The sequence below is a fragment of the Vibrio metschnikovii CIP 69.14 genome, from assembly GCF_000176155.1.
GTDB lineage: Bacteria > Pseudomonadota > Gammaproteobacteria > Enterobacterales > Vibrionaceae > Vibrio > Vibrio metschnikovii.
The window spans coordinates 155,170-167,253 of record NZ_ACZO01000005.1; the positions used below are offsets into that span (position 1 = coordinate 155,170).

General features: G+C 46.4%; 9 protein-coding genes and 1 pseudogene. 8 read left to right on the plus strand and 2 right to left on the minus strand.

Going from position 1 to position 12,084, the window contains the following annotated elements:
• Window positions 1-8: 8 nt before the first annotated feature.
• Window positions 9-479 (minus strand): TIGR02444 family protein, encoded by a 471-nt coding sequence (locus VIB_RS02895; protein WP_040903966.1) that lies wholly within the window; start codon window positions 477-479, stop codon window positions 9-11.
• Window positions 479-2,397, minus strand: a pseudogene (locus tag VIB_RS02900) (ABC transporter ATP-binding protein). Before VIB_RS02900 ends, VIB_RS02895 begins: the two are co-directional and overlap by 1 nt.
• A gap of 257 nt (window positions 2,398-2,654) precedes the next feature.
• Here VIB_RS02900 and kefG point away from each other — a divergent pair.
• From kefG to rnr, 8 genes are all read left to right on the plus strand, one after another.
• Window positions 2,655-3,248 (plus strand): glutathione-regulated potassium-efflux system ancillary protein KefG, encoded by a 594-nt coding sequence (gene kefG / locus VIB_RS02905; protein ID WP_050782705.1) that lies wholly within the window; start codon window positions 2,655-2,657, stop codon window positions 3,246-3,248.
• On the plus strand, window positions 3,238-5,040 hold the full coding sequence (kefB, locus tag VIB_RS02910; protein ID WP_040903969.1) for a glutathione-regulated potassium-efflux system protein KefB: 1,803 nt from the start codon (window positions 3,238-3,240) through the stop codon (window positions 5,038-5,040). The genes kefG and kefB overlap by 11 nt, the downstream gene beginning before the upstream one ends.
• A complete protein-coding gene (locus VIB_RS02915) occupies window positions 5,040-5,240 on the plus strand; it encodes a YheV family putative zinc ribbon protein (protein WP_004394504.1) in 201 nt (66 codons plus the stop codon). Before kefB ends, VIB_RS02915 begins: the two co-directional genes overlap by 1 nt.
• 89 nt (window positions 5,241-5,329) lie before the next feature.
• A complete protein-coding gene (gene slyD / locus VIB_RS02920; RefSeq protein ID WP_004394505.1) occupies window positions 5,330-5,920 on the plus strand; it encodes a peptidylprolyl isomerase in 591 nt (196 codons plus the stop codon).
• Between the two features lie 135 nt (window positions 5,921-6,055).
• Window positions 6,056-6,997, plus strand: a complete 942-nt coding sequence (locus VIB_RS02925) for an isoaspartyl peptidase/L-asparaginase family protein (protein WP_004394506.1) — start codon at window positions 6,056-6,058, stop codon at window positions 6,995-6,997.
• Window positions 6,998-7,144: 147 nt separating this feature from the next.
• Entirely contained in the window at window positions 7,145-8,443 is a 1,299-nt protein-coding gene (locus tag VIB_RS02930; RefSeq protein ID WP_004394507.1) for an adenylosuccinate synthase, read from the plus strand.
• Window positions 8,444-8,668: 225 nt separating this feature from the next.
• Window positions 8,669-9,304 (plus strand): flagellar protein MotX, encoded by a 636-nt coding sequence (motX, locus tag VIB_RS02935; protein WP_040903975.1) that lies wholly within the window; start codon window positions 8,669-8,671, stop codon window positions 9,302-9,304.
• Window positions 9,305-9,631: 327 nt separating this feature from the next.
• Window positions 9,632-12,079, plus strand: coding sequence for a ribonuclease R (gene rnr, locus VIB_RS02940; RefSeq protein ID WP_004394509.1), 2,448 nt, complete (start codon window positions 9,632-9,634; stop codon window positions 12,077-12,079).
• Window positions 12,080-12,084: the final 5 nt, after the last annotated feature.

Sequence of the window (12,084 nt, forward strand, 5' to 3'; positions counted from 1 at the left end):
TATGAGCATCATGTTGGTTTTACCGGGGTAGAGAATAGAGAGATCAAATGCTCAGCGCCAAGTTGTCGACAGTAGCGCTCAGTCAACGCTAGGTCTTTGGTCGGGGATAATCGGAATCCCTGTACGCAGGCGATCAGCTCTGCTTGTTGCTGTTTTTCTAACCGCAATTCAAACTGTAGCGCTTCACGGTACAGTGTTTCTGATAGGTGAGACTTTAGTTTACGGCGCAACTCACGAAAAGAGTGAACTAAGCTTTCTGAATGATTTAAACACGCCAATAAGCGTGGCCATTCTGAATCGTTAATACTGAGTTGTTGTTCGTCTAACCACTTGAGCAGCAAGAGTAAATTTACATTCCCCTGAAACTGGTTTTGCAGACACAAGCACGCTTCTTTCACTTCATTAACCGCATAATAGTCGAGGCTAAATTGCCATAAGCCTTCTAACGTTAATGATGAATGAGCGTGCGTTGGGATCATTACTGAGTGAATTCCTGTTCCAGTTGTTCAAGATGTTCTTGCTCGGCCATCCAATCACTTTCTACTTGCTCAAGCGCGCTTTTTGCTGACGCTTGATTAGCAATCACTTCGGTTAATTGGGCTTTATTCTCTGCGTCATACAAACTGGCCTCAGAGAGATTTAACTCGGCTTGGGCGAGAATGGCATTCAATTTATCCATTTTCTCTTCTAACTGTGTCAATTTTTTGCGAATTGGCGCGGTTTGTTTACGAAAATCAGCTTCGCGACGTTTTTGCTCTTTTTTCGCCGCAGCACTGTTGGTGCTGTCTTTGACTGGTTGAGTCGCTTGAGCTTCTTTACGGGCAATTTTCTGTTGATCGGTTAGCCATTTGTAGTAATCGGTTAAGTCGCCATCAAAAGGAGCGACTTGCTGATCATGCACTAAGTACAGCTCGTCAGTGGTCGCGCGTAATAGGTAGCGGTCATGACTGACGATAACCATTGCACCTTCAAGCTTTGTAAGGCAAAGGTTAGTGCTTGGCGCATGTCTAAATCTAAATGGTTGGTGGGTTCGTCCAACAACAACAGATTAGGTTTTTGCCACACAATCAGCGCCAGCACCAAACGGGCTTTTTCGCCACCGGAGAAAGGGGCCACTTTTTCTAGCGCTTTTTCACCCTGAAAACCAAAACTGCCTAAATAATTGCGCAGCTCAAGTTCGGTTTTATCCGGGGCAATTTGCATCATGTGCTGCAACGGCGTTTCTTGTGGGTGTAATGTTTCCAACTGATGCTGGGCAAAGTAGCCGATTTTCACGCCTTGAGAGTAAGTGAGATCGCCACTTTGCGGTTTCAGTTCACTGGAGAGCAGTTTAATTAATGTTGATTTACCCGCGCCATTACGACCTAGCAAACCAATTCGGCTACCCGGGACTAAGTTAAGACGAATCTTTTCGAGGATCAGCCGACCGTCATATCCGGCGGCCACGTTATCCATCATTAAAATCGGATTAGGCAAGGCGGCAGGTTGACGAAACTCAAAGCTAAACGGGTTATCAAATTGCGCTGGTAAAACTTGCTCCATTTTTTCCAGTGCTTTAATTCGGCTTTGTGCTTGGCGCGCTTTTGAGGCTTTATAGCGAAAGCGATCAATGTAGCTTTGCATATGTGCCATCTGCTTTTGCTGTTTTTGATATTGCGCTTGTTGCTGCATTAGCTTTTGTGCGCGTTGCACTTCAAACGATGAGTAGTTACCGGTGTACTCATTGAGCTGTTGATTTTCAATATGAATAATCCGATTGACGATCGGGTCAAGAAAATCACGATCGTGAGAGATCAACAGTAGCGTACCAGGATAGCTCTGTAGCCAACGCTCAAGCCACATCACTGCATCTAAATCGAGGTGGTTAGTGGGCTCGTCGAGGAGCAATAAATCAGAGCGACAGATCAGCGCTTGGGCAAGGTTAAGACGCATGCGCCAGCCACCAGAAAATTGGGTTAAATTCCAACTCATTTGTTGTTGACTGAAACCTAAACCATCCAGCAGTTCGGCAGCGCGCGCTTGAATGCTGTAACCACCAATGGTTTCAATATGACCATGCAACTCGGCAACACGGGTGCCATTATCTTGCTGTTCTGCTTCACGGAGTTGTTGTTCTAAGCGACGATATTCTCGATCACCATCAATCACGTATTCTAAAGCTTGTCGCTCTAAAGCGGGCGTTTCTTGGGCAACCCAAGCCAACTCCCAGTGAGCCGGTTGATTAAATGAGCCGGCATCAATCGATAACTCCTCTTTCATTAATGCAAATAGTGTTGATTTACCACAGCCGTTTTTACCGACTAAACCGACTTTATCGCCGGGATGAATAGTGGCTGAGGTTTTATCAAGCAGCGGTTTTCCGCCACGGAGTAATTGAATGTCAGAGAAGATAATCATAAAGAGTCGTGTCTAGTTAGCCGTGTATGTCGCCGCGAATAGTAGGAGTAATCTTGATCAATGTCGATGATTATACCGATTCGTTGATGGTCTTCCTAGGCGGTTCTCTATCGTTTAGCGACATTGGCTCGTTACATGCTCGGCTATCGCTTGGTCGGCTTTAAGGCTACAATTTGTGTTACTGTTGAGCCGCTTACGATAAGGAAATCCGTTGGTTGCTCTATCGACCGTTCGCATCTATTAAAGAGAATCAAGGAATGACCAAGGATAAGGATAAAGAGAACGCATCCTCCCATCATCAAGTGGGCACCGCCGATCGACCCAAGGTATTGGTTATTTACGCTCACCCCGACCCTGATCACTCGCTGGCTAATCGTCTGCTGATTGAACGAATTATCGCTTTGCCTCATGTTGAAGTGCTTGATCTGTACGCGACCTATCCCGATTTTTTTATCGATGTGAATCAAGAGCATCAACGTTTACTGGAAGTTGATGTGATTGTCTTTCAACACCCGTTGTACATGTATTCGTGTCCTGCATTATTAAAAGAGTGGATTGATAAAGTGCTCGGTAAAGGTTTTGCCTTTGGACCAGAAAGTGCGCTGCAAGGTAAGTGTTGGCGAAGCGTGATCACGACCGGTGGGCATCGAGAGGCTTTTAGTGCTGAGGGATACAATCGTTATCCATTGAGTGCAATTCTACAACCTTTTGAATTAACCGCCGCGTTATGTCGTATGCGCTGGATTGATCCGTTAGTGATGTATTGGGCAAGGCACATCAGTGATGCTGAACGCAGGCAACATGCTGATCAGTATGTCGCTTGGCTAGAAGGGTTACGTCATGATGACTGATTGGCTGTCCAGTTCGGTGATTTTTTTGACGGCTGCCGTGGTCGCAGTACCGATTGCTCAACGTTTAGGGCTTGGGGCTATTTTGGGCTATTTACTCGCCGGGATTGTGATTGGTCCTTGGGGTTTTAAGCTTATCACTGATGTTAATGCGATTTTGAACTTTGCCGAATTTGGTGTGGTACTGCTGCTATTTTTGATTGGCTTAGAGCTAAACCCTAAGCGATTGTGGCAAATGAAAGGACCGATCCTTGGGCAAGGTGGGTCACAGATGTTAATCACCAGTAGCGTGATCGCGAGCGGTTTATGGATGTACGGTTTCTCTTGGCCAGTGAGTATCACGGTTGGGTTGATTCTTGCTCAATCATCGACGGCAATAGCGCTACGTACCATTGATGAAATGCGGTTAACCTTAAGTGATACGGGACGCACGGTATTTGCCGTGTCGCTGTTTCAAGATTTAGCGGTTATTCCAACGCTCGCTTTAGTGGCCATTTTTGCCGGCCAAACAACGGGTGACAGCTTACCATTAATGTGGATGTTGGCAGGGGTAGCAGGGCTATTAATGGCTGGGCATTTCCTATTGCAGCCTTTATTTCGGTGGGTGGTGAATAGCCAAGTGCGCGAGCTATTTACCGTAGCCTCGCTATTGTTGGTGATTGCGATTGCCTTATTGATGGAAAAGCTGGGTTTGTCGATGGCCTTAGGGGCTTTTCTGGCAGGCATGCTGCTTGCGGAAAGTGAGTTTCGTCATGAGTTAAGTACAGCCATTGAGCCTTTTAAAGGCTTATTGTTGGGGCTATTTTTTATCGCCGTGGGCATGTCGGTTAATATCGACTTACTGTGGCAGGAGTGGTGGTTGGTCAGTCTACTGGTGATCGGGCTAATCAGTGTCAAAATGGCGATCATGTATGGTTTAGCGCGTCTAGCTAAAGTGCGTTCGAAAGCACGCAGTCGCAGCGCGTTGATTTTGAGTCAAGGCGGAGAAATTGGTTTTGTCATTTTGACTGCCGCGACGGAGGGGCAATTATTCACGGCTAGTCAGTCAGCGTTGCTGGTTTTAGTGATCAGTGTCTCGATGATGACGACCCCATTATTGCTCAAACTCCAAACCTTCTATTATAGCCAGACGTTAAATAGCCCTGAAGAGGAGCCTGACAACACGATTGGCCATCAAACTCCGCAAGTGATCATCGCTGGTTTTGGCCGCTTTGGACAGATCGTTGGCCGATTAATGTACGCCAATAAGATTAAAATTACCGTATTAGAGAGTGATGCCAGCCAAATTAAACTGCTGCGTAAATATGGTTATAAGGTGTTTTATGGCGATGCGACCCACCTTGAACTGTTGCGCTCTGCGGGGGCTGCACAGGCAGAGGCGATAGTGATCTGTACCGATGAACCCGATGAAGTGATGCGGATTGTGACTTTGTGTCAACAGCACTTCCCACAATTAAAAATCTTAGCACGGGCGCGAAGTCGGGTAGAGGCCTATCAATTATTAAGCCACGGTATCGCAGGGCATTCTCGAGAGACGTTTCTTGGCGCTTTAGATTTAGGCCGCCAAGTGCTTGTGCAATTAGGCATGCACCCTTATCAGGCGAAACGAGCAGAAGCGCACTTTCGGCGGTTGGATGTCACGATGCTTAAAGAATTATTGCCGCAGCACAGTGATGATAAAAACTTAACGTTACGGACTAAAGCGGCTCGTAAAGAGCTGGAAGAGATTTTTGGACGAGAGATGGCTAATGATCGTCAAGCTCGTGATTATTGGGAAAAACGTAGGACGAAATAGTGAGCACAAAAAAACGTTTTATTGCTGGAGCCAGTTGCCCAAATTGTAAAACACAAGACACACTGCGCTGGTGGATAGAGAATAATATTGAGCTGGTTGAGTGTGTAGAATGTGATTACGCAGAGCAACGTAAACCGCAATCGGTAGAAAAAAGCCAACATGCTACTGAGCAAATGATTGGGATTTTTAAACCAGAATAATTGAGTTTCAGTGTATAATCTTCATAATATTGCTCATCTCTCTCTTAATCTGAGATGAGCAAAACAAAACCAACCTCCTTGGAGCCGTTATGAAAATTGAAAAAAACATGGTTGTGAGCATTGCCTACCAAGTAAAAATGGAAGATGGCGTGGTCGTAGACCAATCAACAGTGGAAGCCCCACTGGAGTATCTACATGGTCACAACAACCTAATCACTGGTCTTGAGCGTGAGCTAGAAGGTAAAGTTATCGGTGATAAATTTAGCGCTACTGTCGCACCAGAAGATGCTTACGGTGAACACAGTGATGCGCTAGTACAACGTGTTCCTGCGGATGTTTTCCAAGGTGTGGATGAGTTGGAAGTCGGTATGCGTTTCTTAGCTGATACCGATCAAGGTCCTATCCCTGTTGAGATCACCGAAGTCGATGGTGATGAAGTGGTGGTTGATGGTAACCACATGTTAGCCGGCCAGACCTTGACGTTTGATGTTGAAGTGATTGCGCTACGTGAAGCGACAGCTGAAGAGCTTGAGCATGGTCACATTCATCATGCTGGTGGCTGTGGTCACGACCATGGGCATGACCACGATCACGATGGTTGCTGCGGTGGCGAAGGTCATCACCATCATGGACAAGAAAAAGAAGGCTGCTGTGGTGGCGGTAGCTGCGGCTCTCATTAATCGATAGCCAAAGATAACTTATTACGATGGAAACGAGCGGCTAAGACCGATTGGTATTCGGAAATCGTGTAAGTTTGTCGATATTGAAAGCGTTAACTGTTCTGCGGTTAGCGCTTTTTTTAAAGGAACTCTACGATGAAATCTCCCTTTGCAATCGCCATTCATGGCGGAGCTGGCACTATCTTGCGTGAGCAGATGAGCGCTTCACTGCAGCAAGAAATAACCCAAACCTTAGAGGCGGCGGTGCGCGCGGGACATCAGCACTTAGAGCAAGGCGGCGATGCGCTAGATGCGGTTGTCGCTGCTGTTACTTTACTTGAAGATTCGCCGTTGTTTAATGCTGGCAAAGGCTCCGTCTTGACTCATCAAGAAATGGTTGAGATGGATGCCGCGGTGATGGATGGTCAACAACGGCGCGTTGGCGCGATTGCTGGGGTAAAACACATCAAAAATCCGGTTGTTCTGGCGAGAGATGTGCTGTTGCACAGTGAGCATGTATTTTTGATTGGGGAAGGAGCAGAAGCCTTTGCTTTTGCGCAGGGGCATACGTATACCGAACAGGACTATTTTTTTACTGAGCGACGTTATGAGCAATTATTAGCCATGAAAGCCAGTGATCAAACGGCGTTATCTGAATCGGTTTATCCAGATGATAAGAAATATGGCACCGTGGGTGCGGTTGCGCTCGATCAACAGGGTAATTTGGCGGCGGCGACCAGTACAGGTGGCATCAGCAACAAGCGCTATGGACGCGTCGGGGATTCGCCGATCATTGGCGCAGGTACGCTGGCTGAAAATGGTAATGTGGCTATCTCAGCCACTGGAGTGGGTGAATATTTTATTCGCTATCAGGTAGCGGGAGAAGTCGCCGCTCGAATGCGGTATCTGCAACAAGACCTCGTCACCGCCTGTGAGACGGTCATTCAAGGTGAACTCAAGCAAGTGGGAGGAGAGGGCGGATTGATCGCTATTGATCAACAGGGCCACATTCACTTTGCGATGAACAGTTCCGGCATGTATCGCGCGGCGATTGACTGTGATGGGGTTTGTTCGGTAAAAATTTATGCTGATGAATAAACGCGGAGATGCCTTCTGAGTGTCAGGTTGATTTTCATCAGTGTCTCACTACTGGCGACTGGCAATTGCCACGCGTTTAAAAAATAACTGCAAGTCGAAGGATTCGGTGCTAGAATCCTTTTTTAACTAGCAATCAGACTTGGAAAGATGGGAAATAACGTAGTCGTTCTAGGCACCCAGTGGGGTGACGAAGGTAAAGGCAAGATAGTTGACCTTTTAACAGAAGATGCCAAATATGTGGTTCGCTATCAAGGTGGCCATAACGCTGGACATACTCTAGTCATCGACGGTGAAAAAACCGTTCTTCACTTAATTCCGTCCGGTATTCTCCGCAACAACGTAAAATGCATCATTGGTAATGGCGTGGTTCTGTCACCCGATGCATTAATCAAAGAGATGACACCGCTTGAAGAGCGTGGCATTCCTGTTAAGGAGCGTCTGTTTATTTCTGAAGCTTGTCCTTTGATTCTTCCTTATCATATCGCTCTTGATCAAGCGCGTGAACTGGCTCGTGGCAAAAAAGCCATTGGTACCACAGGTCGCGGCATTGGTCCTGCTTATGAAGATAAAGTGGCGCGTCGTGGTCTGCGTGTTGGCGATTTGTTCAACATGGTTTCCTTTGCTGAAAAACTTAAAGAAGTCATGGAATTCCATAACTTCCAGCTAGAGCATTTTTATAAAGTAGATCCAGTGAGCTATGACGACGTCTTAGCTCAAGTCCAAGGGTACGCTGAATTGTTGACCTCTATGGTCATCGATGTGACGGATGAATTGGATGCAGCCCGCAAGCGTGGCGACAAGATCATGTTTGAAGGTGCACAAGGTACGCTGTTGGATATTGACCACGGTACTTATCCTTATGTAACGTCTTCTAACACGACCGCTGGTGGTGTAGCTGCTGGTTCAGGTTTTGGTCCTCGTCATCTAGGTTATATCTTAGGTATTGCAAAAGCCTACTGTACTCGTGTTGGTGCGGGTCCATTCCCAACAGAATTGGATGATGAAGTAGGTAACCACTTAGGTACTAAAGGTCATGAATTTGGCGCGACGACGGGTCGTAAACGTCGTTGTGGTTGGTTTGATGCGGTGGCTATGCGCCGTGCGATTCAAATCAACTCAGTCACTGGCTTTTGCTTAACTAAGTTAGATGTACTTGATGGACTGGAAGAGCTAAAAATCTGTACGGGTTATCAAATGCCGGATGGTTCTGTTGCACAGGTATCACCAATGGCAGCAGATGCTTTCGAGGCGGTGACGCCTATTTACGAAACCATGCCAGGTTGGTCAGAAAATACTTTTGGCGCGACATCAATTGAATCATTACCTCAAGCGGCGATTAATTACATTAAACGCATTGAAGAGTTAACGGGCGTGCCAATTGATATTATTTCAACGGGCCCAGACCGTAACGAAACGATCATCAAAGTACACCCATTTAACGTGTGATTTTTTGATTCGTTTGACGATTTCTCTATTTAAAAAGCTGGCGCTTCGCCAGCTTTTTTTATGCCTCATTCTTCATACTCTTAGTCTTGGTGGCAAAAAGTTGCCGCAAAGAGGCAATTTATCCTAAAGTGAATGCTAGGGCTGCCGATACAAGAATCAAGCCGAGCCCTTGCGCGCTGTCGCGCTATACTAGTATGGCTATCGGATTCAACCAAGAGTGCAAGTATGAAGCTACGTACGGTAGCCGCTTCTATATTATTCGCATTTCACTCTTCCTTCGGTCACGCCAACGTGGCGGATGTTAAAGAGCCTGTGCCGATTTATTCTGAAGCTGAGCTAATCAAACTGATTGAACAGAACCAACACTTGGAGCGACTGAAAGCCGATCGCTGCCAGTTGGTTGAGGACATTGTTGCTCGTGCAACTCGGATCAGTCTGCCTGCGTACGAGTTTTTATATGGTGATATGCTGGCGTGGGGCGTTTGCGTTGAACAAGATGTTGAGCTGGGCTTATATTATATGGAAAATGCTGCCCATCAAGGATTAGCCAGTGCCCTAGAGCAGCTTGGTCGTTATTATTCGCGAGGCACGTTAGTCCAGCAAGATAGAGAGCGAGCCATTCCGTATCTTCGTGAAGCGGCGGCGATGGGCAATCTTAATGCTCGGATTCATCTTGCTGAGCTGTTATTACGCGATCATGGTAGCCCGTTAGATTATGAAGATGCCTATCGTTGGTTATACAATTCCGTGACTGCCGATCAGCGAACTCATAATCGAATTACCTTGCTGCGACAAGGATTAGAAATGAGGATGCCAGAAAATATCATTGCTCGAGCAAAGCGCCGTGGCAGCTTCTGGTAAATAAAGCTTGTTTATCTTAGCTTTTTTCTCTATCATTCTGTCGCTTGCTGGATGATTGTCATGCAGTAAGTGATAGATATAGAATATTATTAATACTCAATCCTATCTTATTATTTCCTACTTAGCGTTTAACGCTCGCTTTACCACTTTCTCTCAACATCCTGTCATCATACACACGATTCAACTCTTCGTTATTTATTGTGACAACTTGATTCCGGTCACGTAATACACAAAGTTGTTGCGCTTCTGCCGGTTGGGATTAGCTATTAAGCTTAAGAACACAGTAGGATATACTTTATGTACCTTCCTAGAAAAGCAGGTCTGCCTATGTCTGATACTACCCATACTGATCCGTTTGCGGATCGCGAAGCCGATAACTACGATAACCCGATCCCAAGTCGTGAATATATTTTAGAATTCCTAACCAAAGCCAATGTCCCCATGAACCGTAACGATCTGTTTGCCGCCCTTGAATTATCGGGTGAGGATCATTACGAAGGTCTACGTCGCCGCCTCAGAGCGATGGAGCGAGATGGTCAATTGGTGTTTACGCGTCGTCAATGTTACGCCCTACCAGAAAAACTGGAAATGATTAAAGGCCATGTTATTGGTCATAAAGATGGCCATGGCTGGGTTCGCCCAGAGGGTGGTCTAAACAAAGAAAACGATATTTTACTGCCGCACCACCAAATGCGCACCTTGATTCATGGTGACTTTGTATTAGTGCAGCCAACTGGCACCGACAAACGAGGCCGAAAAGAAGGGCGCTTGGTTCGTATCCTTGAAGCTCGTAATGCACAAATTGTCGGGCGTTTTTTCCTTGAACAAGGTTATTCGTATGTGGTGCCGGATGACTCGCGCATCCATAAAGATATTTTAATCCCAACCGAACACCGCGAAGGCGCTCGGATGGGTAATGTGGTGGTGATTGAAGTAACCGATCGTGGCACTCGTACCCGAGGCATGATGGGTAAGGTTGTAGAAGTACTGGGTGAAAGTATGGCACCGGGTATGGAGACTCAAATCGCTATTCGCACCCATCAAATTCCCCATGAATGGCCTGATGAAGTCTTAAAGCAAGTCAGTGGACTAAAAGAAGAAGTCCCTGAAGAGGCCAAACAAGGTCGAGTCGATTTACGGCAATTGCCTTTGGTGACTATTGATGGGGAAGATGCCCGTGACTTTGATGATGCTGTGTATTGTGAAGCTAGAAAAGAGGGGGGCTGGCGTTTATGGGTAGCCATCGCCGACGTGAGCTATTATGTCCGTCCTGGCAGCGCCTTGGATAAAGAGGCGACCAATCGTGGTAACTCCGTGTATTTCCCATCGCAAGTGGTCCCCATGTTGCCGGAAGTTTTATCTAACGGTCTGTGCTCGCTCAACCCACAAGTCGATCGGTTATGCATGGTGTGTGAAATGACGATCTCTGATGGCGGCAAACTCATCGATTATCAGCATTATGAAGCGGTGATGAGTTCTCATGCTCGACTAACCTATACCAAAGTTAACGATATTTTGCAGGGTGATGAAGAACTGCGTGAGCGCTACCAAGCGGTCGTGCCTCATCTTGAACAGTTACATAACATGTATCAGGTGCTGAAAACGGCTCGTGATCAACGTGGTGCGATTGAATTTGAAACGGTAGAAACCAAATTCATCTTTAATGCCCAGCGTAAGATCGAAAGCATTGAGCCAGTGATCCGTAACGATGCTCATAAGCTGATTGAAGAGTGTATGATCCTTGCCAATATTGCCTCAGCATCGCTAGTCGAAAAAGCCAAGGAAGCCGCTCTGTTCCGAGTGCATGAGCCACCAGGTGAAGAACGTTTAATGGGCTTTAGAGACTTCTTGGGCGAACTAGGACTCGACTTGAGTGGTGGGCTTGAGCCATCGCCAACCGATTACGCCAATCTGATGAAACAAATCGGTGAGCGTGCAGATAAAGAGCTGATTCAAACCATGCTACTGCGCTCAATGAAGCAGGCTGTCTATAACGCCCATAACGCAGGTCACTTTGGTCTGGCATTAAAACGTTATGCGCACTTTACTTCTCCAATCCGCCGCTATCCAGATTTACTTTTACACCGTGCAATCAAATATTTGATAGCGAAAGAACAACATCAGACCCAAGATCGCTGGACACCAACCGGAGGCTATCACTACTCGTTTGAAGAGATGGACTTTTATGGACAACAGTGTTCAATGACCGAACGCCGTGCTGATGATGCAACACGAGAAGTGTCTGATTGGCTGAAGTGCGAGTACATGCAAGATCATGTCGGTGAAGAGCTTGATGGTGTGATTGCCAATGTGACTGGATTTGGTTTTTTTGTTCGACTCACGGAATTACATATCGATGGTTTGGTTCACATCTCCAATTTGGCTAATGACTATTATCAGTTTGACCCTATCGGTCAACGTTTGATTGGTGAGTCATTCGGTAATATTTATCGTTTAGGTGATGCGGTGAAAGTGAAAGTATTATCGGTGAATCTGGATGATCGACAAATTGACTTTGAATTAGTCGAAACAAGTCGTAAGCTACGCGGCGAAGGTAAAACGGCCAAAAAGCGGGCAGTAGAAGCGCAAGCAAAAGCCAAGAGTAAAAAAGCGGGCACGCGTGGTGGAAAAGCCGTTCCAATGGTTGAGCCAACCAAGCGTCCAGATAAATCAGAGAGCGCAGATTCAGCGAAAAGTAAACGCGCTAAGTCTGATAAAGCCAGTAAAGCGAAATCTCGTTCTAAAACGGCAAAGAGCCGGACAAAAACGAAATAGGTAAG

Coding starts and splice junctions, on each gene's coding strand:
- VIB_RS02930 (WP_004394507.1), top strand. CDS start 7,145: ATGGGAAATAACGTAGTCGTTCTAGGCACCCAGTGGGGTGACGAAGGT.
- VIB_RS02895 (WP_040903966.1), bottom strand. CDS start 479: ATGATCCCAACGCACGCTCATTCATCATTAACGTTAGAAGGCTTATGG.
- VIB_RS02925 (WP_004394506.1), top strand. CDS start 6,056: ATGAAATCTCCCTTTGCAATCGCCATTCATGGCGGAGCTGGCACTATC.
- slyD (WP_004394505.1), top strand. CDS start 5,330: ATGAAAATTGAAAAAAACATGGTTGTGAGCATTGCCTACCAAGTAAAA.
- kefG (WP_050782705.1), top strand. CDS start 2,655: ATGACCAAGGATAAGGATAAAGAGAACGCATCCTCCCATCATCAAGTG.
- rnr (WP_004394509.1), top strand. CDS start 9,632: ATGTCTGATACTACCCATACTGATCCGTTTGCGGATCGCGAAGCCGAT.
- motX (WP_040903975.1), top strand. CDS start 8,669: ATGAAGCTACGTACGGTAGCCGCTTCTATATTATTCGCATTTCACTCT.
- kefB (WP_040903969.1), top strand. CDS start 3,238: ATGATGACTGATTGGCTGTCCAGTTCGGTGATTTTTTTGACGGCTGCC.